The following is a 22,187-nucleotide window of genomic DNA, read 5'->3' as shown; positions in this document are numbered from 1 at the left end:
GGGCGATCATGCTGCGTAAACGAGTCGGGGCAGGAAGTGGTGACCTCTAGGATGAGGGGGAATCCAGTCAACCCGTAGGAACGAGTCCGCACATGTCCGCGATCACCCGTGCCGAGGTCGCGCACCTCGCCCGGCTGTCCCGGCTGGCGCTCGGCGAGGACGAGCTCGACCATCTCGCCGCCCAGCTCGACCAGATCATCTCCGCGGTCGCGCGGGTCCAGGAGGTCGCGGCGGAGGACATCCCGCCGACCTCGCACGCCCTGCCGCTGACCAACGTCTACCGGGCCGACGAGAACCGGCCCAGCCTGACGCCGGAGCAGGCCCTCGCCGCCGCCCCGGCGGCCGAGCAGCAGCGCTTCCGGGTACCGCGGATCCTGGACGAGGAGGCCTGACCGTGAGCGAGCTGATCGGGAAGGGCGCCGCCGAGCTCGGGGAGCTGATCGCCTCGGGCGAGACCTCCGCCGAGGAGGTCGCCGCCGCGCACCTCGACCGCATCCACGCGGTGGACGCCGAGGTGCACGCGTTCCTGCACGTCGACCGCGAGGGCGTCCTCGCGCAGGCGCGGGGCATCGACGAGCGCCGCGCCGCGGGCGAGGAGCTCGGCCCGCTGGCGGGCGTGCCCGTCGCCCACAAGGACGTCTTCACCACCAAGGACATGCCGACCACGGCCGGGTCCAAGATCCTCGAAGGCTGGCGTCCGCCCTACGACGCGACCGTGACCGCGCGACTGCGCGCCGCCGGGATGGTCATCCTCGGCAAGACCAACATGGACGAGTTCGCCATGGGGTCGTCCACCGAGAACAGCGCGTTCGGGCCGTCCCGCAACCCGTGGGACCTCACCCGCATCCCCGGCGGGTCGTCCGGCGGGTCGTCGGCGGCGGTCGCCGCCTACGAGGCCCCGCTGGGCACCGGCACCGACACCGGCGGCTCGATCCGCCAGCCCGCCGCCGTCACCGGCCTGGTCGGCATGAAGCCGACCTACGGCGGCGCGTCCCGGTACGGCATGATCGCGTTCGCGTCGTCGCTGGACACGCCGGGCCCGTTCGCCCGCAACGTGCTGGACGCCGCGCTCATGCAGGCCGCGTTCTCCGGCCACGACCCGATGGACTCCACCTCGATCGACGCGCCCGTCCCGCCGGTCGTGGAGGCCGCCCGCCGCGCCGACGTCAACGGCCTGCGCGTCGGCGTCGTCAAGGAGTTCGCCGGCGAGGGCTACCAGCCGGGCGTGCTCAACCGGTTCAACGAGACCGTCGAGCTGCTGGAGTCGCTGGGCGCGAAGGTCGTCGAGGTGTCGTGCCCGCACTTCACCTACGCGATGCCCGCGTACTACCTGATCGCGCCGTCGGAGTGCTCGTCCAACCTGGCCCGCTTCGACGCCATGCGGTTCGGCCTGCGCGTCGGCGACGACGGCACCCGCAGCGCCGAGGAGATCATGGCGCTCACCCGCGCCGAGGGCTTCGGCCCCGAGGTCAAGCGGCGCATCATGCTCGGCACCTACGCCCTGTCGTCGGGCTACTACGACGCCTACTACGGCAAGTCCCAGCAGGTCCGGACCCTGATCATGCGCGACTTCGAGGCCGCGTTCGAGCAGGTGGACGTGCTGATCTCGCCGACCACCCCGACCACCGCCTTCCCGATCGGCGAGCGCGCCGACGACCCGATGGCGATGTACCTGGCCGACCTGTGCACCATCCCGGCCAACCTGTCGGGCAACCCGGCGATCTCCGTCCCGTGCGGCCTCGCCGACGAGGACGGCCTGCCGGTCGGCGTCCAGATCATGGCGCCGGTGCTGGCCGACGACCGCGTCTACCGGGTGGGCGCGGCCCTGGAGAAGGCCCTCGAGGACCGCTGGGGCGGGCCGCTGCTGGCGAAGGCCCCGAAGCTGGAGGCGGGCGAGTGAGCGTGGAGACGCCGATGAAGTACGAGCCCATGAGGTACGCAGAGGCGCTCGCGCGCTTCGAGCCGGTGCTGGGCATCGAGACCCACATCGAGCTGGGCACCGTGTCCAAGATGTTCTGCGGCTGCAGGACCGTGTTCGGCGCGGAGCCGAACACCCAGGTCTGCCCGGTCTGCCTCGGCCTGCCGGGGTCGCTTCCGGTGACCAACCGGGCCGCGATCGAGGGCATCATCAAGATCGGCCTGGCGCTGAACTGCGACATCGTCGAGTGGTGCCGGTTCGCCCGGAAGAACTACTTCTATCCGGACATGCCGAAGAACTATCAGATCTCCCAGTACGACGAGCCGCTGTGCGTCGACGGCCACCTGGACGTCGAGGTCGACGGCGAGACGTACCGGATCGAGATCGAGCGCGTCCACATGGAGGAGGACACCGGCAAGTCGCTGCACGTCGGCGGCGAGACCGGGCGCATCCACGGCGCCGACTACTCCCTGGTCGACTACAACCGGGCGGGCATCCCGCTGGTCGAGATCGTCACCAAGCCGATCACCGCGACCGGCGAGAAGGCGCCCCTGGTGGCCCGCGCCTACGCCGCCGAGCTGCGCGACCTGGTCCGCTCGCTCGGCGTCTCGGACGTCCGGATGGAGCAGGGCTCGATGCGCTGCGACGTCAACGTGTCCCTCATGCCGCGCGGCGCGGACCAGTGGGGCACCCGCACCGAGACCAAGAACGTCAACTCGCTGCGCTCGGTCGAGCGGTCCGTCCGGTCCGAGATCGAGCGGCAGGCGGGCGTGCTCGCCGCCGGCGGCCGGATCACCCAGGAGACCCGGCACTTCCAGGAGGCGACCGGCACCACCACCAGCGGCCGGTCCAAGGAGGAGGCGCAGGACTACCGGTACTTCCCGGAGCCCGACCTCATCCCGATGGCGCCGCCCCGCGAGTGGGTGGAGGAGCTGCGCGCGACGCTGCCCGAGCTGCCCGCCGCGCGCCGCCGCCGCGTCCAGGGCGAGTGGGGCCTCACCGACCTGGAGCTCCGCGACGTCGTCAACGCGGGCGCGCTCGACCTGATCGAGGACACGATCAAGGCCGGCGCGGACGCCGGCGCCGCCCGCAAGTGGTGGATGAACGAGCTGTCCCGCCGCGCGACCGAGCAGTCCGTCGAGCTCGCCGACCTGCCGATCACGCCCGGGCAGGTCGCCCGCGTCCAGGCGATGGTGGACGCCAAGGAGCTCAACGACAAGCTCGCCCGCAAGGTCTTCGAGGGCGTCCTCGCCGGTGAGGGCGGCCCGGACGAGGTCGTCGCCGCGCGCGGCCTGAAGGTCGTGTCCGACACCGGCGCCCTGGAGGCGATCATCGACCAGGTGATCGCCGACAACGCCGACGCGGCCGACAAGGTCCGCTCCGGCAAGGTCGCCGCCGTCGGCGCGCTCGTCGGGGCGGTCATGAAGGCCAGCCGCGGCCAGGCCGACGCCGCGAGCGCCCGCGAGCTGCTCCTCAAGAAGCTCGACCAGGCCTGACACCCCGGCCCACCGACGGCCGCCGCCCCTCCGGGGACGGCGGCCGTCGCCGTTCTGTCGGCCCCGCCCAGCTCCGCGCCATCGCCGGTGAGTACCGCGCGTTGCGCCCGGACGGCCCCGACCAGGGCGGTCTCGACCTCGACGACCGCCACTACCTGCGGGGACGTCGAGTCCGGCGGTTCCGGTGGGACCGATCACCTCGAGGGTGCGAGGCGCTTATGCTGTGCCGTGGTAGCGACCACTGCGACGACGGGGGGCCGCATGACGGCGATGCCGGACGACCATTGGCTACGAAGCCTGCGGCCGCAGCCGAAGCGGGTGAGCGCCGAGGAGTACGAGACGCTCCCGGAGGAGATCGCGCGGACGATCGAGGTCGTGGACGGCTATGTGGTCTTCTGCGCGGCGCCCACGCCCGAGCACCAGCGGGTCGTGCGGCGTCTGACCACGCTCGTCGAGCGGTATGCGCGTGAGGCGATGGACCGGGGCCACCCGTGCGTGGAAGTGGACTTCGACATCGACCTCAGGCTCCGCGACGTGCCGTTCCTGAACCGGCGGCCGGATGTCGTCCTCTACGAGTGCCTCGACCGGGGAAGCCGTGAGGGGCTGCGTCCCGGCCATGTCCTGCTCGTCTGTGAGGTCGTCTCGCCGGGGTCGGAGACCCAGGACACCGTCGACAAGCTCGGGGAGTACGCGAAGGCGGGAATCCCGCACTACTGGATCGTGCGCACGGGAGGCACGGGCGTTTCCGTGATCGAGCGCTACCAGCTCGACCGGGCCGCCGGGCTCTACAAGCACGTGGGCACCTTCATGAAGGAGGCGGGTGGCGAGCCGAAGGTGAGCGAGCCGCTTCCGGTCACGCTCACGTGGTCCGAGCTGGAGTACTGAGGCTCTGCCCGCCTGATCAGCGCAGGGGGACGACGATGATGCGGTCGTCGCCGTCCTTCGGGTCGCCCCGGCCGTCGTGGTTGCTGGTGCTGACCCAGAGGTTCCCGTCGGGTGCGCGGACGACGGCGCGCAGGCGGCCGTAGGCGCCGTTGAAGTAGGAGATCGGGGTGCTGACCTTGCCGTTCTTCAGGGGGATCTGCCACAGGCGGGTGCCCCGGAGGGCGGCGGCCCAGAGGGAGCCCTTGGCGAACGCCAGGCCGGACGGGGACGCCTCGGAGGTCGGCCAGGTGAGCAGGGGGTTGGTGTAGCGCGGGTCCTTGCCGAAGCCCTCGACCTTCGGCCATCCGTAGTTCTGGCCCTTCTGGACGAGGTTGATCTCGTCGAAGCGGTCCTGGCCGAACTCGGTGGCGTAGAGCCGGTTCGCGTCGTCCCAGGCCAGGCCCTGGACGTTGCGGTGGCCCCACGTCCAGACGGGCGAGCCGAACGGGTTGCCGGGCGCGGGCCTGCCCTCGGGCGTGACGCGGAGGATCTTGCCACCGAGCGAGTTCCGGTCCTGCGCGAGCTCGGTGCGGTACGTCTCACCGGTACCGATGTAGAGCATGCCGTCGGGGCCGAAGGCGATGCGTCCGCCGTTGTGGTTCATGCCCTTCGGGGCACCGGTCAGCAGCGGTTGCGGCGCGCCGAGCGTGTCACCGTTCAGCGTGAGACGCACCAGGCGATTGTCGGTGGCGGACGTGAAGTACAGGTAGACGAAGTGGTCGCGGTCGAAGGACGGCGAGACCGCGACCCCGAGCAGGCCGCCCTCACCGGACCCGTCGACCCCGGGGACCTCGCCGAGATCGGTCCGCCTGCCGTCCGGCGTGACGCGGAGCAGGTGGGCGGTGTCCCGTTCGGTCACCAGGCCGTCGCGGTTCGGCAGGAACGCGATGGCCCACGGGACGGACAGGCCGGTGACCAGGTCGTGGGGCGCGCCCGGGACGGCGGAGCCGGGCGGCGGCGAGTCGGGCGTGGGGGAGGCGGGGGGAGGGGTCTGCGCGGTGCGGGTCGTGACGGCGGCTCCGCACCCGCCCAGCAGGACGGCCCCGACGGCGGCGGCGAGCAGCCGCTGGCTCCCGGACGTGCCTTTGGTGCGCATAGGTTCATTCAATCCCCGGCCGGGCGGAGGTCCAACCACTCCGGCCGATGACCTTGCCGACGGCTACTCAGCGTCATGTCCGGCGTGTCGCGCGAAAACCGAGTGATCTTGGGGACACACTGCGGGACCGGCGGTCAGGCCCCGGTTTGTCGCCGGGAGGACGCCCAGCCTCAATCGCTCCGTGACCTACGGAACGTACATTGAGCATCACGGTGATCCCGCCAAGCAGCAACGTCGCTGTCCCACCGCCGGCGTAGCCGAACGCTCGCCGCCGCCTCCCCACGGCCGACCGCGCGTGGGGCACGATCCGACCGGCTTCGGGCGTTGACCCTGCGACGACCGGCGGGTGACGGGGTGACGACGAACGCATCGGGTGCGCGCCATGCGCGCCGGGGACCGCGAGGTCCCGACGGGCAGGAGGGGACACGGCGCGATGAGCGGCGAGAGGGCCAGACGGCTGCCGCCCTGGGCGGTCCCGGTCGGCATGGTCGCGATCATCGGCGTGCTCTACGCCCTGGGATCGCTGCTCGGCTGGGGCGGCCCGGCCTACCTCGGCTGGGCCGAGACGGCCGCCGCTGCCGCCGCCGCGCTCTGCCTGCTGCCCGCGGCGCTGAGCCGCGCCCGCCGCCCCGCGCCCGCCCCGCACCTCGATCCCGAGCTCGACCTGACCGACGACGACGAGCCCCCCGACGACCGGGCCCTCCGCCGGGCGCCCTGGCGCTGGTTCGGGGTCGCCGCGGCGTCGTGGGGGATCGGCGCGCTCAGCCGGACGCTGTCGGGGATGCTGCACGGCGGCGGAACGCTCGCCCTCTCGGTCACCGACCCGTTCTACCTGGTGGCGATGTTCGCGCTGGTCACGGGCCTGGTCGTGCCGATCAGGCTGCCGCGTTCGCCGCGTCTGTGGGCGCGGTACGCCGCCGACACCTACGTCTGCGTCGCCGGGCTGTTCGTCCTCGGCTGGGTGGCGCTGTTCGGGACGCTGTTCCACCGGTCCGGCGAGTCACCCGCCGAGTTCCTCCTCGAACTGCTGTATCCGCTGGTCGGCACGGCCCTGGTATGCGGGTCGCTGCCCTTCGTCCTCGGCGCCGGACGCGGCGACCGGCGTCCGGCGTGGCTGGCCTACGGCGCGCTGACCGCGTTCGCGGGAGCGGACGTCGTGACCACGGTCGTCCGGCTGCGCGGTGGCGCGGTGGCCGACGACCCGGCCGACATACTGCGGCTCGCGGGGCTGCTGCTGCTCGTCCTCGTGCCGTGGCTTCCCGGGGACGCGGGGGCCGCTCCGGTCGCCGGGCTCCGGCGCGGCCGGATGATCGGCCCCGGCCTCGCCACCGCCGCCGTGGCAGCGCTCGCCGCCCTGTTCGTCACGGGCCACTCCCTGACCGGACGGTCCGGAATCGACCCGGTGGTGCCGATCGTCGCCGGAACGGCCACGCTCGTCCTCCTCGCGCGCCTCGCCGAGCTGCTGCGCGAGAACGACGCGCTCCGCCGCGCGGTCGAGACCGGCGAAGACCATTTCCGCGCCCTGTCGGAGAGCATCAACGACGCGGTGCTGATCTGCGACATGGACGCGGTCGTCCAGTACGCGAGCGCGGGCGCGCTGCGCACCTACCGGTACGACGCGGGGGAGCTGCTGGGCCGCAGGCTCGGCGACATCATCCATCCCGAAGACCTGCCGCGCGTCCGCGAGGTGTTCGCCGCGTTCCTCAACGGGGACGACGGCGCCGCGGCGGCGGCTCTGCCCGACCCCGCGTCCGACCTTCTGCCCGACGCGTCCGCCGACCTGGGCGCGGGCTTCGACGACGACCTCTCCGACGGGCCCCCGCCGATCCTCACCGGCCGCGTCCCCGGCCGTTCGCTGCGCGTCGCGTGCCGGGTCCGGGCCGCGGACGGCACGTGGTTGCCGACCGAGTCGACGGTGTCCCGGTACAGCGGCGCGGGCGGCTCGCCCGGACGGCTGCTGGTCACCACCCGCGACCTGTCCGAGCAGGCCGCGCTCCAGCGCCAGGTGGCGCACCTCACTTTCCACGACGGCCTGACCGGCCTGCCGAACCGCGCGTACTTCGAGGAGCGCACCCGCGAGGTGCTGTCCCGCCTCGAGCACCCCGCCGGACGGCACGGCTCGGGGCGGCACGGCGACGAGGGCGAGCCCGGTGACAAGGGCACGGTCGCGGTCGTCTTCGTCGACCTGGACGGCTTCACCGACATCAACGACTCGGCCGGGCACGCGGCGGGCGACCAGGTCCTCGCGCAGGCGGCGCGGCGGCTGCGCGGCACCGTCCAGGCGGACGACACGGTCGCGCGCTGGGGCGGCGACGAGTTCGCCGTCATGCTCCAGCTCCCGGGCAGCGACTCGCAGGCCGCGGTCGAGCTGGCCGAGCGGCTGCTGCGCGTCCTGTCGACCGAGCCGTACCGGGTCGGCAGCAAGAACATCGCGCTCACCGCGAGCGTCGGCATCGCCTTCACCGGCGACTCCGACCCCCTGGAGGATCCGGCGGCCCCCCGCAGGGACGCCGAGCCGGGCGGCAGCGCGGCGCTCCGGCGCAGCGCCGCCGACCTGATCCGCAACGGCGATCTGGCGATGGCGCGCGCGAAGGAGATCGGCGGCGGACGCGTCGAGGTGTTCGCGCCGCACATGCACGTCGACGTCGTACGCCGCCTCGAACTCGGCAGCGACCTGCAGCGTGCGCTCGCCGAGGAGGAGTTCGCCGTCGAGTTCCAGCCGGTCGTGGAGCTGGGCACGTCCCGGGTGACCGGGGTGGAGGCGCTCGTCCGCTGGTGGCGGGGGAGCGAGCCGGTGCCGCCGGAGGAGTTCATCGGCCCGGCCGAGGAGTCCGGCCTGATGATCCCGCTGGGCGACTGGGTGCTGCACGAGGCGTGCCGGGAGGTGGCGCGCTGGCGCGCGGACTCCTGGGACATCGGCCTCTCGGTGAACTTCACCGCCCGGCAGATCGCCGCGCCGAGGTTCGTGGAGTCGGTCGCGGCGGCGCTGGAGCAGACCGGGCTGCCGCCGCACGCGCTGACCCTGGAGGTCCGCGAGGAGGTGCTCGTCGAGGACGCCGGGCAGAACGTGGAGCGGCTGTCGAGGCTGCGCGACCTGGGCGTCCGGCTCGCGATCGACGACTTCGGCACCGGCTACGCCTCGCTCGCCTACCTGGGCCAGCTGCCGGTGGACATCATCAAGATCGACCCGTCCTTCGTGGCCGGGCTCGGCCGGGACGAGACGCTCACCCTGCTCACCCGGACGATCGTCCGGCTCGGCCGTGACCTCGGTCTCACCGTGGTGGCGGAGGGCATCGAGCGGCCCGAGCAGCTGGAGCTGCTCCGCGAGATGGACTGCCCGCGCGGGCAGGGCTTCCTGGTCGCGCGTCCGATGGCCGCAGGACGGGTCGAGTCGCTCGTCCGGACCAACCTGCGCGGCACTCCGGGCCAGATCGACCTGCCGCTGGAAGGCTCCGCGCTGACCCCCTGACGCCGTCGTCCCGCGCTGCCGTGCGCGGGCGGGTCGTCGGCGCACGCCGTCGTCCGGTCAAAGCGGCCGACCACCTGGCGACTCACCCGGATCTCACATAGTGAGACAAAGTGTCCAAGGATTTGACCGCGGGCCGGAACGTCGGCTTAAGTGGTCAACGTGCAGAGCTTCCACACCATTCTCGTAGTACTTGGTCGGCGCGCAGGCTGATCGAGCACTGAGACCTGCGCGCTTCCCTCGACCGCCCCTCGGGCGGGCGGGGGTTTTTTGTTGGCCGAGTGACCCGAAGCACACCCGCGGCCATCTGGACGCGGGCCTCTCCCCAAGGAATCAGAACCATGACGACCGAACAGATGACGGGAGCCCAGGCGCTGGTCCGCGCCCTGGAGAACGTCGGCGTCGACACCGTGTTCGGCATCCCGGGCGGGGCGATCCTCCCGGCCTACGACCCGCTGTTCGACTCCCGCCGGATCCGCCACATCCTGGTCCGGCACGAGCAGGGCGCGGGACACGCCGCGCAGGGATACGCGCAGGTGACGGGGAAGGTCGGGGTGTGCATGGCCACCAGCGGCCCCGGCGCCACCAACCTGGTGACCCCGATCTCCGACGCCTACATGGACTCGACCCCGATGGTGGCGATCACCGGTCAGGTGGCCACCTCGCTGATCGGGACCGACGGCTTCCAGGAGGCCGACATCTCCGGCATCACGATGCCGATCACCAAGCACAACTTCCTGGTCACCCAGCCCGAGGACATCGGCCGGACGATCGTCGAGGCGTTCCACATCGCCTCCACCGGACGGCCCGGCCCGGTCCTGGTCGACATCGCCAAGGACGCGCTCCAGTCCACCTTCGACTTCGAGTGGCCCGTCCAGATGCGGCTGCCGGGGTACCGGCCGGTCACCCGGCCGCACTCCAAGCAGGTCCGCGAGGCGGCGAAGCTGATCGTCGAGGCCGAGCGGCCCGTCCTGTACGTCGGCGGCGGCGTCCTGAAGGCGAACGCGGCGGCCGAGCTGAAGGTGCTCGCCGAGCTGACCGGCGCGCCGGTCGTCACCACCCTGATGGCGAAGGGCGCGCTGCCCGACAGCCACCGGTTGCACATGGGCATGCCGGGCATGCACGGCAGCGTCGGCGCGGTCGGCGCGCTCCAGCGGGCCGACCTGCTCGTCGCGCTGGGCGCCCGGTTCGACGACCGGGTCACCGGCAAGCTGGACGGCTTCGCCCCGAACGCCAAGGTCGTCCACGCCGACATCGACCCGGCCGAGATCTCCAAGAACCGGCACGCGGACGTCCCGATCGTCGGCGACGCCCGCGAGGTGATCGCGGACCTGGTCGTCGCGGTCCAGGCCGAGCACGACGCCGGCAGGCGCGGCGACTACGCCGAATGGTGGAAGCAGCTGGAGGCGTGGCGCAGCACCTACCCGCTCGGCTACGACCTGCCCGAGGACGGCGGCCTGTCGCCGCAGTTCGTCATCGAGCGGATCGGGCGGATGGCCGGGCCGGACGCCTACTACGTCGCGGGCGTCGGCCAGCACCAGATGTGGGCCGCGCAGTTCATCAAGTACGAGCGTCCGGGCGCGTTCCTGAACTCGGGCGGCGCCGGGACGATGGGCTACTCCGTCCCGGCGGCGATGGGCGCGAAGGTCGGCAAGCCCGACTCGGCCGTCTGGTCCATCGACGGCGACGGCTGCTTCCAGATGACCAACCAGGAGCTCGCGACCTGCGCGATCGAGGGCATCCCGATCAAGGTCGCGGTCATCAACAACGGCAACCTCGGCATGGTCCGGCAGTGGCAGACGCTCTTCTACGACGGGCGTTACTCCAACACCAACCTGCACTCCAAGCGGATCCCCGACTTCGTGAAGCTGGCCGAGGCCTACGGCTGCATCGGCCTGCGCTGCGAGCGTCCCGAGGACGTGGACGCGGTGATCGCCAAGGCCATGGAGATCAACGACGTCCCGGTCATCATCGACTTCGTCGTCCACCAGGACGCCATGGTCTGGCCGATGGTCGCCGCCGGGACCACCAACGACGACATCAAGATCGCCCGGGACATGGCTCCCGACTGGGAAAACGGAGAGTGACCCGATGACCCAACACACCCTCTCGGTGCTGGTGGAGAACACGCCGGGCATCCTGGCGCGGGTCGCGGCCCTGTTCTCGCGGCGCGGCTTCAACATCGAGTCGCTCGCGGTCGGCACGACCGAGCACCCCGACATCTCCCGCATGACGATCGTGGTGAACGTCGAGAGCCTGCCGCTCGAGCAGGTCACCAAGCAGCTGAACAAGCTGATCAACGTGCTCAAGATCGTCGAGCTGGACACCTCCCAGTCCGTCCAGCGCGAGCTGGTCCTGGTGAAGGTCCGCGCCGACGCCGAGACCCGCTCGCAGGTGCTGGAGACGGTGTCGCTGTTCCGCGCCAAGGTGGTGGACGTCGCGCCCGACGCGGTCACCATCGAGGCCACCGGCAACCGCGACAAGCTGGACGCGTTCATCCGCGTCCTGGAGCCGTTCGGCATCAAGGAGCTCGTCCAGTCCGGCATGGTCGCGATCGGACGGGGCGCGCGCTCCATCACCGACCGCTCGCTGCGCTCCATCGACCGCTCCGCGTAGCCCTGAGAACGCGTTCCACGAACGCGTCCCTGATCTTCGCGTCCTGAATCCGCGTCCCTGAATCCGCAACGAAAGGCACATAGAAGTGGCTGAGATGTTCTACGACGACGCCGCCGACCTGAGCGTTCTCCAGAACCGGCACGTCGCCATCATCGGGTACGGCAGCCAGGGGCACGCGCACGCGCTGTCGCTGCGCGACTCCGGCGTCGACGTCCGCGTCGGCCTGCGTGAGGGCTCGGCCAGCCGGGAGAAGGCCGAGGCCGAGGGCCTGCGCGTGCTCACCCCGCGCGAGGCGGCCGAGGAGGCCGACCTGATCATGCTGCTCGCGCCGGACCACCACCACAGCGAGATCTTCGAGAACGACATCAGGCCCGCGCTGGTCGAGGGCGACGCGCTGTTCTTCGGCCACGGCTTCTCCATCCGCTACGGCCTGGTCGAGCCGCCGGAGGGCGTGGACGTCGCCATGGTCGCGCCGAAGGGCCCGGGCCACCTGGTCCGCCGCCAGTTCACCGAGGGACGCGGCGTCCCGGTGATCGTCGCGGTCGAGAAGGACGCGTCCGGCAAGGCGTGGGACCTCGCGCTCGCCTACGCCAAGGGCATCGGCGGCCTGCGCGCGGGCGGCATCCGGACCACCTTCACCGAGGAGACCGAGACCGACCTGTTCGGCGAGCAGGCCGTCCTGTGCGGCGGCGCGTCCGAGCTGGTCAAGACCGGTTTCGAGGTGCTGACCGAGGCGGGCTACCAGCCCGAGGTCGCCTACTTCGAGGTGCTGCACGAGCTCAAGCTGATCGTCGACCTCATGTACGAGGGCGGCATCTCCAAGATGTACTGGTCGGTGTCGGACAACGCCGAGTACGGCGGCCTCACCCGCGGCCCGCGCGTCATCACGCCGGAGACCAAGAAGGCCATGGAGAAGATCCTCGGCGAGATCCAGTCCGGCGCGTACGCCAAGGAACTGATCAACGAGTTCGAGTCGGGCCAGGCGAAGTTCGCCGAGTACCGCGAGCGGACCGCCGCGCATCCGATCGAGGAGACCGGCGCCAAGCTCCGTCCGATGATGAGCTGGCTGAACGACTGACGTCGTCACTGTCGTGAGGAGGCGGGTGCTTCGGCGCCCGCCTCTTCGCGTTTCCCCAGGTCAGCGGGTGAAGCGGCGGATGAGTTTCGCGCGCAGCGGTGCGGATTTCCGGGCCGTCCTGACCAGCAGCGCGAGGTGACCGCCCTCGGTCAGGTACAGGCCCGCCTCGGTGTCCCGGCCCGGGACGCCGCGGAACGTCTCGTCCAGCTTGAGGCCCGGCTCGCGGACGCGGCCGAACCGGGCCTGCCGGGTGACGCCGTGCGCGGTCGCGGCGACGTGGACGTCCCAGTGCCCCGGACCGAGGACGGACGGGTCGGCGAACGCCTCGAAGCCGTTGCCGTCCGCCCGGGCGGCGATCCTGTGCTCGGTGCGTTCGGGGGTTTCGGCGCGCTCGCGCATCACCAGGTCGACGGAGGTGCGGTGGGTCTCGACGCGTTCGACGGCGGCGTGGCCCGTGACGCGGATCCGGCCGTCCTTCCAGACCGCCGCGTCCAGCCGGTGCTCGACGCCGACCTCGGCGGTGATGTCGGCGTCCTGCCGGGGGACTCCGCGCAGGTAGGGGTACATGGCGTAGACGCGTCCGCCGACCACGACCGCGCCGCCGGGGCTGCCCGCCGCCTCGTCCCGGATCAGCCGCTCCAGCTCGTCCCGGAGGCCGCGCTGGATGCAGAACGCGCGCAGCCGGTACGACGCGGGCAGCGCGGAGCGGACGTCGTCGCTCAGCCCGGACTCGCCGAGGAACCGCCGGGTGCCGTCGATGAGCCGGTCCCGGTTCTCGCGGTCGAGGTCCAGGAAGCGGTGGTCGTACGCGCGCAGGATGTCGTGCAGGACACTGATCGTGCGGTCCGGGGTCACGGGATCTCCAGGTCGGCCGGGTTCCACGGTTACGTTAAAGGGCCGGGCGACCGCGTACCGTGAAATCGTCACAGCGTGTCGGGGCGCTCTGGTGTCCTCCGCGGCGGGGCGGCGGTCGCCGGTTTCGGGGGTGCGGGGGTCGCCGTCGGGGACGGTCCGAAGCGGCGAAGTCGTCGTGAGCGGGACGTGTGCGCTGGTAGCGTCCCGCTGGTGGCTGTTCCGGTGACGGCGAGTGACACGACCGCGGAACGCGTCCGGCCGGGCGGACGGACGGCCCCCGTGCTGCTCGCCTTCGTGGTCGTCCTCGCTTCGGGCGTCTACGCGACGTTCGCGCTGCTGCGCCTGCGCATGTTCCGGACGAGCACCTACGACCTGGTCATCTTCGACCAGGCTGTCCGTTCCTACAGCCGCCTCGGGCCCCCGGTCGCGCCGGTCAAGGGCGTGCACAACGGGTTCGGTCCGGACTTCTCGATCCTCGGCGACCACTTCTCGCCGATCCTGGCGCTGATCGCGCCGCTCTACCGGCTGCACGACGGCCCGGCGACGCTGCTGATCACGCAGGCCGTGCTGTTCGCGCTCGCGATCGTGCCGATCTGGAGGTTCACCGAACGCCGCCTCGGCCGCGCCGCCGCGGTGTGCGCGTCGCTCGCGTACGCGCTGTCGTGGCCGATCGCCGAGGCGCTGCGCTTCGACTTCCACGAGGTCGCGTTCGCGCCGCTGCTGACGGCGCTCGCGATCGAGCGGTTCGACGCGGGACGCCGGGGAAGGGCGGCGGTCGCGGCCGTCCTGTTGCTGCTGGTCAAGGAGGACACCGGCCTGCTCGTCGCCGGGTTCGGCCTCACCCTGCTGGCGCTGCGGCCGACGACCCGCCTCGACCGCGCGTGGGCGCTGCGCGGCGATCGTCCGCTGGGGGCGGCGCTGGTCGTCCTCGGGCTGCTGACGACGGTCGTCGCGTCCCGCGTGCTGATCCCGGCGTTCGGCGGGAGCGGGAGCTACTACTTCGCGTACACCGACTTCGGGAACGACATGAGGAGCGCGGCGCTGCACGTCCTGACGCATCCGTGGGACGCGGTGACGGCGCTCGGCACGCCGCCGGTGAAGCTCGCGACGATGACGCTGCTCGTCCTGCCGTTCCTGGCGCTGCCCCTGGTGTCGCCGCTGACGCTCGTGGTCGTCCCGCCGCTGCTGGAGCGGATGCTGTCCGGGAAGTTCGACAACTGGTGGGCGCCGCACTACCACTACAACGCCTTCCTCATCGCGGTGCTCGTCCTCGCGGGGGTGGACGGCGCGGACCGCGTCCGTGACCACCTGCGGAGTCGTAGCGGGTTCGCGTGGAACGGCGCGCCGGTGCCGGAACGTGCCGGATCGTGGCTGGTCGCGGGGATGCTGGTGGGGACGGTCGTGACCGTCCCGGCGTTCGCGTTCCGGTCGCTCGCCGACGGGTCCCTCTACGAGCGGGGCGCGCGTGAGCTGGCCGCCGCGGCGGCCGTGGCGCGGGTGCCGTCCGGGGTGGAGGTCGAGGCGGTCAACCACGCCGGGCCCGCGCTGTCCGGCCGCACCCGCGTCCTGCTCTGGGACCGGACGCCCCGCTGGGCCCCCTGGGTCGTCGGGGACGTCGCCTACGCCCAGTTCCCCTTCACCTCGGTGGACGAGCAGCGGGAGCGGGTCGCGCGACTCGCGCGGGACGGCTACCGGACGGTGTTCTCGCGGGAGGGCTACGTCGTCCTGCACCGGTAGCCCCGGACGGCCCCGCCGGGCGGGCTCCCGGACGGGCTCTGACCGGGCTCTTGGACGGGACGTCCGATACAGCCCAGTCAGCACGGCGCGTAAAGATTTCCCGAACCCGATGGCGAGGGGAATCTACCTTTTTGAGGTTCTCTGTCGGATACTGAAGTCAAGCCGCTACGGCCGCGGCGATTCGGCGCACCGGCGCGAACCTGCGATTGTGGCCGCGCCCCGAGCGGCAGTGGGGCGAGAGTGATGACAGGCGCTTTCGCGGACCGGGCCAGGGGGTGGGGCCGGTCCGCTCGGATGGTGAACAACTGCCGGCGACGCGGCGGGCGAGAAGGTAATTCTCTGCAATTCCTTGCGGTCCGTCCGGAATCCTCGGCGGGGGTGTGAGGTGGTCCCTGTGGCGGGGAACGACCTCCAGCGCTGGGGGACGTGCGGGCAGGCGTGGATCGGACTGCTGCGGCACGTCTGGCGCGCGGGCGAGGCGGGCATGGAGGACCGCGGGCCGATCATCGAGGGCCCGCCCGTCCTCTTCGAGATCGCGTCGTTGAGCTGGGACGATCCGGTGCTCGGCGAGTACGGCGACCGGGCCCGGATCGCGCACTGGTCGCGGATGCCGCGTGAGCGCGCCGAGGCGGCCGACGGGATCGGCGGACGCCTGCGCGACCGGCACGGCGTGGACCAGCTGCACTGGGCCGCCGCGCTCCTGCGCGCGCGTCCCTGGACGACCAGTGCCTGGGTGTCGCTGACCGATCCGGGGGAGACCGCCGACACCGTCCCGTGCCTGGTGGCCCTCGCGTTCCGGCTTCGTGCGTACCGGCTGGTCATGACGGCCATGTACCGCTCGCAGGACGTGCACCGGGCGTACCTCTCCTACGTCCCGCTGCGCGAGGTGCAGCTCCGGGTCGCCGACGAGCTGGGCCTTCCGGCCGGGCCGATGCGGGTGTTCGTGGACGTCCCGCACATCGCCGTCCGGGACGCGGAGCGCGTCGCGTCCATCCTCGCCGCCCAGCCCGAAGCCGCCTGACCCGCATCGCTGAGCCCGCGAGACTGCGCCCGCGCGCCTGAGCCCGCGCCCGGCCGCTGAGCGCGGGGCTTGACCTGGGCTGGGTTTCCCGTTTGCGCAAACGTGACCAAGATCACGAGTGTCGCTCCCAGGTATTTCCTACTTTTCCAGTAGGTTAAGCGAACAATCCCCCTTCTCACAAAGGAGTGCGAATGCGCAGCAGCGCGCGCGCCGCGATCGCGGCGGCCGGTGCCGTCGGCGTCCTGCTCAGCGGGCAGGCCGCCGTGCAGGCGACCCCGCCGGCCGCCGGGCCGGGAGCACCGGGTGCCGGTGACCCGTACTACCCGGACTATGGCAACGGAGGCTACGACGTCTCGCACTACGGGCTCAAGCTCCGGTACCAGCCGGAGACCGATCGGCTGGACGGCGTCGCGACGCTCAAGGCCCGCGCGACGCAGGGCCTGACCCGGTTCAACCTGGACTTCGGCCTGTCGGTCAGCAAGGTCACGGTCGACGGCAGGCCCGCGAAGTTCACCGCCGAGGGCGCCCACGAGCTCGTGATCACGCCGCCGAAGGCGCTGCGCAAGGGCGGGGAGTTCACCACGGTCGTCACCTACGGCGGCGTCCCGTCCTCGGTGAAGATCAACGGATTCACCAGCTGGCAGCGCACCACGACCGGCGGTGTCGCGGCGAACGAGCCCGAGGTCGCCTGGTGGTGGTACCCGAGCAACGACCACCCGCGTGACAAGGCCACCTTCGACGTCTCGGTGACCGTCCCGGACGACCACCAGGCGATCAGCAACGGCGTGTCGACCGGCGTCCGCAGCAAGGGCGGCTGGACGACCTACGGCTGGCGCGAGAACCGTCCGCAGGCCACCTACCTGGCGACCCTGGCGGTCGGGAAGTTCGACACCGTCAAGGGGCGCACCCCGAACGGCCTGCCGTACGAGTACGCGATCGCCTCGGACCTGCCCGCCGCCACCAAGGCCGACGCGCTGACCAGCCTGAAGCGCACTCCCGAGATCCTGAAGTGGGAGAGCTCCCTGTTCGGGCGGTACCCGTTCGACGCCGTCGGCGGGACGGTCCCGAACACCAAGGCCGGGTTCGCCATCGAGACCCAGACGCGGCCGTTCTACAGCCCGAAGTTCTTCGCCAAGGGCAAGCCGAACTACAGCGTCGTCGTGCACGAGAACGCGCACCAGTGGTTCGGCGACAACGTGTCCGTCCACGACTGGAAGGACATCTGGCTGAACGAGGGCTTCGCCACCTACGCCGAGTGGCTGTGGGCCGACCACACCGGTGAGTCCACCGCGCAGAAGGAGGCCGACAAGGTCTACGACGCGCACCCGGCGGGCGACGCCTGGTGGGACCTGCTGCCCGGCGACCCCGGCGCGAAGGACCCGTTCGCCGACCAGGTCTACGACCGGGGCGCGCTCGCCGTCCACGCGATCCGGCTGCGGGTGGGCGACAAGGCGTTCTTCAAGGCGCTGAGGACGTGGCAGGCGCGGAAGGGCGGCGGCGACGCGACCATCGCCCAGTTCGTCCGGCACGTCGAGAAGGTCTCCGGCAAGAACATCGACGACGTCATCAAGACCTGGCTGTACACGGCGGGCCGTCCGGCCGCCGCGCCCGGCCACTGATCCTCGGGTCCTCCCCTCCCTCCCCCCCCCCGGCCACCGGCCCGACCGCGAGCAGCGGTCGGGCCGGTGGTGTTCTCACAGGTCAGATGGGCATTCAGGTGGGTCAAGGGGCGGTCATGGGACGGTTACCGGCGAGTGTCGTGGGGGTCGCGTCCCGGCCTCCGGGGTCCCTATAGACTCGGGGAGCAGGCGAGGGCACGACGGGGTGAGCTCGCGATGTTCGCGCACAGCACGTGCACCATCCACCATCGAAGGACTGTTCCTTGAGCAAGCCTGTCGTCCTTGTCGCAGAAGAACTCTCCCCGGCCGGCCTCGCGGTCCTCGAGAACGACTATGAGGTCCGTCACGTGGACGGCGCCGACCGTGCCGCCCTCCTCCCGGCCATCACCGACGTCGACGCGCTGATCGTCCGCTCCGCCACCAAGGTCAACGCCGAGGTGTTCGAGCACGCCACCAGGCTCCGCGTGGTCGCCCGCGCGGGCGTCGGCCTCGACAACGTGGACGTCGAGGCCGCCACCAAGGCGGGCGTCATGGTCGTGAACGCCCCGACCTCCAACATCGTCACCGCCGCCGAGCACGCGATCGCGCTGCTCCTCGCCATCGCCCGCAACGTCCCGCAGGGGCACGCGGCGCTGAAGCAGGGCGAGTGGAAGCGGTCCAAATACACCGGCGTCGAGCTGCAGGGCAAGACCGTCGGCGTGCTCGGCCTCGGCCGCATCGGCGTCCTGGTCGCCCAGCGCCTGGCCGCGTTCGACATGAACGTGATCGCGTTCGACCCCTACGTGCAGGCCGCCCGGGCGGCCCAGCTCGGGGTCAAGCTGGTCACGCTGGACGAGCTGCTCACCGAGTCCGACTTCATCACCGTCCACCTGCCGAAGACGCCCGAGACGCTCGGCCTGGTCGGCGACCGCGAGCTGCGCATGGTCAAGCCGTCGGTCCGGATCGTGAACGCGGCCCGCGGCGGCATCCTGGACGAGGAGGCGCTCGACCTGGCGCTCAAGGAGGGCCGGGTCGCGGGCGCGGGCCTGGACGTGTTCTCCACCGAGCCCTGCACCGACAGCCCGCTGTTCGTGCACGACAACGTGGTGGCCACCCCGCACCTCGGCGCGAGCACGCACGAGGCGCAGGAGAAGGCGGGCACGCAGGTCGCCCGGTCGGTGAAGCTGGCGCTGTCCGGCGAGTTCGTGCCGGACGCGGTGAACGTCCAGGGCGGCGCGGTCGCCGAGGACGTCAAGCCGGGCCTGCCGCTGGCCGAGAAGCTGGGCCGGATCTTCACCGCGCTCGCGGGCGGCGTCCCGGTGCGCCTGGACGTGGTCGTCCGCGGCGAGATCACCGGCCACGACGTGAAGGTGCTGGAGCTGGCCGCCCTCAAGGGCGTGTTCGCCGACGTGGTCACCGAGTCGGTCACCTTCGTCAACGCGCCGCTGCTGGCCCGCGACCGGGGCGTCGAGGTGTCGCTCACCACCTCCGAGGACAGCCCGGACTGGCGCAACGTCGTCCAGGTCCGCGGCACGATGGCCGACGGCGCGGTGATCTCGGTGTCCGGCACGATGACCGGCCCGAAGCACCACGAGCGGATCATCGAGATCAACGGCTACGACATGGAGCTGCTGCCCACGGCGCACATGGCGTTCTTCTCCTACAGCGACCGTCCGGGCATCGTCGGCGTGGTCGGCAAGCTGCTCGGCGACGCGGGCGTCAACATCGCCGGGATGCAGGTCGGCCGGGACGTCAAGGGCGGCCGGGCGCTGATCGCGCTGACCGTGGACGAGGCGATTCCGGCGCAGCTGGTGGACGCCATCGCCGCCGAGGTCGGCGCCGACATGGGCCGCCGGGCGGACCTGGACTCCTGAGCCTGGGACGCTGGCGCGCACCTGACGCGCGACTCTGACGGGCGGGTGGCTTCGGCCACCCGCCCGTTCTGTTTGTGCAGTTCACCCCATATGTCGTCTCAGAGTGTGGGACGAATGGCCAGCGGTCAAGACAGATCGCCGATCCGGAGGTAACGTCGCAAGGGACGAATGCGGCGTTCCGTGGACATCCTCCGCTGCCGCCAGCGGGTTCCGACCGGACCCGGGGACGTGCGAACCACGCTCCCCGAGCCGTCCCCGCGCTCACATCACCAGCGACCTTCGGAGTTCTGCCATGCAGTCCCAGATCTTTGCCGCCCTGTCCGACGACGCGGCCGAGGAGGCCAAGCGCGCCCTGCAGACGGCGCTGGACCGCCGCGGTCTCTGACCCTGGCCGGTTCCATTACCGCCCGTCTCCGCTACAGGGAGTCCAGGGCGAGGGCGAGGGCTCCGCGCAGCGCGGCGTCCGCGCCGAAATGGGCGGGTTTCAGGGCCGGAGGGAACGGCACGGCCCGCGCCAGCAGGTGCTCCAGCCGGGACACCAGGGCCGGTTCGGCGGCCATGCCGCCGCCGAGCACGACCCGTTCCGGGTCGAGGGTGATCGCGAGGTTGGCGATCGCCATGCCGAGGTCGCCCAGCGCCCGGTCGCGCAGGACGCGCAGCTCGGCGGGGACCGACGGCCCGAACAGCTGGGGCGCGGTGATCTCCCGCCCGGCGAGGGCGGACGCGCGCCGCGCCAGCCCGCCGCCCGACACGTGCTCCTCCAGGGGCGCGCGGCCCGCGCCGTGGCCCGGTTCGCCGGGGGAGCGGAGCAGGTAGCCGATCTCGCCCGCCGCGCCGTTCGCGCCGCGGACGACGCGTCCACCTGCGACGACGCCCGCGCCGAGACCGGTGCCGAGGTTCACGTACAGGCCGGTGTCGGTCCCGGCGAGGCCGCCCCAGCGCAGCTCGGCGGCCGTCGCGGCGTTGACGTCGTTGTCCAGCCGGACGACCGGAGCGTCCAGCCCGTCGTTGAGCAGCCGGGGGAGGGGCAGGTCCTCCCAGCCCGGGACGTTCGGCGCGAGCAGCACGCGGTCGCCCCGGACGACGCCGAAGGTGGCGACACCGGCCGCGACCAGGGGTCCTTCGTCCCGCGCGGTCTCCTCGGCGAGGCGGCGCGCGGCGTCCAGGGCCCGCCCGAGGACGACGTCCGCGCCGTCCTCCGCCCGGGTCGCCAGCCGGACGGTCCGCAGGACGGCTCCGTCCGGTCCGGCCGTCGCCATCGCGATCTTGGTGCCGCCGAAGTCGATCCCGAGGACGAACCCGGCGCTCACCGGCGTCCGCCGCGCGCGGCCGAGTCGATCGCGACGGCGAGCGCCAGCACCCCGGCCGTCACCATGAAGCGGACCGAGGAGTCCACGTTGAGCAGCAGCATCCCGTTCGCGACGGACTGGATGACGAGGATTCCGAGCAGCGCGGCGTAGGCCCGTCCGCGGCCGCCGAACAGGCTCGTCCCGCCGATGACGGCCGCAGCGATCGCGTTCAGCAGGATGTCGCTGCCGCCCGAGCTCTGGTTCACCGCCGACAGGCGGCTCGCGGCGAGGATCCCGCCCGCCCCGGCCAGCACCGACGACGCGACGAAGACCAGCAGCCGGACGCGCGCCACCGCGATCCCGGCGCGCCGCGCCGCCTCGGCGTTCCCGCCGACGGCGTAGACCCAGCGTCCGGGCAGGGTGAGGCGCAGGACCAGGTCCAGCAGGACGACCAGCCCGCCGAAGATCACCAGGGTCAGCGGGACGCCCCGGTCGCCCGACATGACCGCGACGGCCGCCGCGAGCACCGCCACCAGCCCGAAGGTGCGCAGCGCGAGCGGGACCGGCCCGGACACCGGCAGCCCGGTCCGGGCCCTCGCCCGCCGGACGAGCAGCGCCGTGACCAGGTAGACCGTGCCTGCCCCGATGACGAAAGCCCAGCTCAGCCAGGTCGGCAGCCACGTGTCGCTGAGCGTGGAGACGGGTCCGTCGAACGGCAGGTTGATCGTCCCGTCGCGGCCGAGCAGGTACAGCATGAGGCCCTGCCAGCCGATCAGCCCGGCGAGCGTGACCACGAACGACGGCATCCGCAGGACGGTGAACATCAGCCCGTGCGTGAGCCCGACCAGCGCCGCCGCGCCGAGCGCGAGCAGCACCGCGAGCCCGGACGGCACGTGTTCGCGGACGTTCAGCACCGTCATCACCACGGCCGTCAGCCCGCTCACCGACCCGGCCGACAGGTCGATCTCGCCCAGCAGCAGGACCAGGACGATCCCCAGCGCGATGGTCCCGGTCGCGGCCATCTGGAGCGCGAGGTTGGTGAGGTTCTCGCTGGACAGGAAGTGGCCGTTCAGCGAGCCGAACACGACGGCGATCAGGGTGAGCCCGGCGACGACCGGCAGCGCGCCCGGATCGCCTCCGGACGGTCGCGGGAGCCGCAGCCTCCGGTCACCGAGTCCGGGCAGGTCGAGTGACGGGTTCACCTCGTGTCCTCCGTGGC

16 protein-coding genes are annotated in these 22,187 nt (G+C 72.0%); 12 read left to right on the top strand and 4 right to left on the bottom strand.

What is annotated here, in order from left to right; translation table 11 throughout:
- The first annotated feature begins 92 nt into the window (after positions 1 to 92).
- The 4 genes from gatC to P696_RS0126705 all read left to right on the top strand — a co-directional run bounded on the left by gatC (position 93) and on the right by P696_RS0126705 (position 4,299).
- Positions 93 to 392 (top strand): Asp-tRNA(Asn)/Glu-tRNA(Gln) amidotransferase subunit GatC, encoded by a 300-nt coding sequence (gatC, locus tag P696_RS0126720; protein WP_026414730.1) that lies wholly within the window; start codon positions 93 to 95, stop codon positions 390 to 392.
- Positions 389 to 1,900 (top strand): Asp-tRNA(Asn)/Glu-tRNA(Gln) amidotransferase subunit GatA, encoded by a 1,512-nt coding sequence (gene gatA, locus P696_RS0126715; protein ID WP_425394166.1) that lies wholly within the window; start codon positions 389 to 391, stop codon positions 1,898 to 1,900. The genes gatC and gatA overlap by 4 nt, the downstream gene beginning before the upstream one ends.
- Before the next feature lie 29 nt (positions 1,901 to 1,929).
- Positions 1,930 to 3,414 (top strand): Asp-tRNA(Asn)/Glu-tRNA(Gln) amidotransferase subunit GatB, encoded by a 1,485-nt coding sequence (gatB, locus tag P696_RS0126710; protein WP_026414728.1) that lies wholly within the window; start codon positions 1,930 to 1,932, stop codon positions 3,412 to 3,414.
- Positions 3,415 to 3,675: 261 nt separating this feature from the next.
- The gene (locus P696_RS0126705; protein WP_026414727.1) at positions 3,676 to 4,299 is read left to right on the top strand and encodes a Uma2 family endonuclease; all 624 of its coding nucleotides are present in this window, start codon (positions 3,676 to 3,678) and stop codon (positions 4,297 to 4,299) included.
- 16 nt (positions 4,300 to 4,315) lie between these two features.
- Here the strand turns inward: P696_RS0126705 and P696_RS0126700 are convergent, their stop codons facing one another.
- Positions 4,316 to 5,434, bottom strand: coding sequence for a PQQ-dependent sugar dehydrogenase (locus P696_RS0126700; RefSeq protein WP_034487031.1), 1,119 nt, complete (start codon positions 5,432 to 5,434; stop codon positions 4,316 to 4,318).
- A 433-nt stretch (positions 5,435 to 5,867) separates the two neighbouring features.
- Here P696_RS0126700 and P696_RS0126695 point away from each other — a divergent pair, with 433 nt between their 5' ends.
- The 4 genes from P696_RS0126695 to ilvC all read left to right on the top strand — a co-directional run bounded on the left by P696_RS0126695 (position 5,868) and on the right by ilvC (position 12,594).
- A complete protein-coding gene (locus tag P696_RS0126695) occupies positions 5,868 to 8,903 on the top strand; it encodes a putative bifunctional diguanylate cyclase/phosphodiesterase (RefSeq protein ID WP_026414725.1) in 3,036 nt (1,011 codons plus the stop codon).
- Positions 8,904 to 9,232: 329 nt separating this feature from the next.
- Positions 9,233 to 10,987, top strand: coding sequence for an acetolactate synthase large subunit (locus P696_RS0126690; RefSeq protein ID WP_281174991.1), 1,755 nt, complete (start codon positions 9,233 to 9,235; stop codon positions 10,985 to 10,987).
- Between the two features lie 4 nt (positions 10,988 to 10,991).
- On the top strand, positions 10,992 to 11,516 hold the full coding sequence (ilvN, locus tag P696_RS0126685) for an acetolactate synthase small subunit (RefSeq protein ID WP_026414723.1): 525 nt from the start codon (positions 10,992 to 10,994) through the stop codon (positions 11,514 to 11,516).
- 94 nt (positions 11,517 to 11,610) lie between these two features.
- Entirely contained in the window at positions 11,611 to 12,594 is a 984-nt protein-coding gene (ilvC, locus tag P696_RS0126680; RefSeq protein ID WP_026414722.1) for a ketol-acid reductoisomerase, read from the top strand.
- 60 nt (positions 12,595 to 12,654) lie between these two features.
- Here the strand turns inward: ilvC and P696_RS0126675 are convergent, their stop codons facing one another.
- A complete protein-coding gene (locus tag P696_RS0126675; protein WP_026414721.1) occupies positions 12,655 to 13,449 on the bottom strand; it encodes a hypothetical protein in 795 nt (264 codons plus the stop codon).
- A 210-nt stretch (positions 13,450 to 13,659) separates the two neighbouring features.
- Here P696_RS0126675 and P696_RS48280 point away from each other — a divergent pair, with 210 nt between their 5' ends.
- The 4 genes from P696_RS48280 (at position 13,660) to serA (ending at position 19,679) form a co-directional block, all read left to right on the top strand.
- Positions 13,660 to 15,186: a DUF2079 domain-containing protein gene (locus P696_RS48280; protein WP_157429928.1), complete on the top strand. Its 1,527-nt coding sequence runs from the start codon at positions 13,660 to 13,662 to the stop codon at positions 15,184 to 15,186.
- Between the two features lie 394 nt (positions 15,187 to 15,580).
- The gene (locus P696_RS0126665; RefSeq protein ID WP_245627816.1) at positions 15,581 to 16,207 is read left to right on the top strand and encodes a thymidylate synthase family protein; all 627 of its coding nucleotides are present in this window, start codon (positions 15,581 to 15,583) and stop codon (positions 16,205 to 16,207) included.
- Positions 16,208 to 16,398: 191 nt separating this feature from the next.
- Positions 16,399 to 17,826 carry a M1 family metallopeptidase gene (locus P696_RS48275; RefSeq protein WP_064744123.1) on the top strand — a complete coding sequence of 476 codons (1,428 nt, stop codon included), beginning with the start codon at positions 16,399 to 16,401 and terminating at the stop codon, positions 17,824 to 17,826.
- A gap of 263 nt (positions 17,827 to 18,089) precedes the next feature.
- Positions 18,090 to 19,679: a phosphoglycerate dehydrogenase gene (gene serA, locus P696_RS0126655; RefSeq protein WP_026414719.1), complete on the top strand. Its 1,590-nt coding sequence runs from the start codon at positions 18,090 to 18,092 to the stop codon at positions 19,677 to 19,679.
- 416 nt (positions 19,680 to 20,095) lie between these two features.
- Here serA and P696_RS0126645 read toward each other — a convergent pair whose 3' ends face one another.
- Both P696_RS0126645 and P696_RS0126640 read right to left on the bottom strand, forming a co-directional pair.
- The gene (locus P696_RS0126645) at positions 20,096 to 20,989 is read right to left on the bottom strand and encodes an ROK family protein (protein WP_026414718.1); all 894 of its coding nucleotides are present in this window, start codon (positions 20,987 to 20,989) and stop codon (positions 20,096 to 20,098) included.
- A complete protein-coding gene (locus P696_RS0126640) occupies positions 20,986 to 22,170 on the bottom strand; it encodes a sugar ABC transporter permease (RefSeq protein ID WP_026414717.1) in 1,185 nt (394 codons plus the stop codon). Before P696_RS0126640 ends, P696_RS0126645 begins: the two co-directional genes overlap by 4 nt.
- Positions 22,171 to 22,187 lie beyond the last annotated feature (17 nt).

It is taken from the genome of Actinomadura oligospora ATCC 43269 (genome assembly GCF_000518265.1).
GTDB classification, from domain to species: Bacteria; Actinomycetota; Actinomycetes; order Streptosporangiales; family Streptosporangiaceae; genus Spirillospora; species Spirillospora oligospora.
The sequence above is the reverse complement of the archived record's forward strand: the minus strand, read 5'-3'. Positions and strand labels throughout refer to the sequence as shown.

Bases quoted from the DNA above. Each gene is read 5' to 3' on its own strand.
- P696_RS48275 (WP_064744123.1), top strand. From the start codon at position 16,399: ATGCGCAGCAGCGCGCGCGCCGCGATCGCGGCGGCCGGTGCCGTCGGC.
- P696_RS0126695 (WP_026414725.1), top strand. From the start codon at position 5,868: ATGAGCGGCGAGAGGGCCAGACGGCTGCCGCCCTGGGCGGTCCCGGTC.
- gatC (WP_026414730.1), top strand. From the start codon at position 93: ATGTCCGCGATCACCCGTGCCGAGGTCGCGCACCTCGCCCGGCTGTCC.
- ilvC (WP_026414722.1), top strand. From the start codon at position 11,611: ATGTTCTACGACGACGCCGCCGACCTGAGCGTTCTCCAGAACCGGCAC.
- gatB (WP_026414728.1), top strand. From the start codon at position 1,930: ATGAGGTACGCAGAGGCGCTCGCGCGCTTCGAGCCGGTGCTGGGCATC.
- P696_RS0126700 (WP_034487031.1), bottom strand. From the start codon at position 5,434: ATGCGCACCAAAGGCACGTCCGGGAGCCAGCGGCTGCTCGCCGCCGCC.
- ilvN (WP_026414723.1), top strand. From the start codon at position 10,992: ATGACCCAACACACCCTCTCGGTGCTGGTGGAGAACACGCCGGGCATC.
- P696_RS0126705 (WP_026414727.1), top strand. From the start codon at position 3,676: ATGACGGCGATGCCGGACGACCATTGGCTACGAAGCCTGCGGCCGCAG.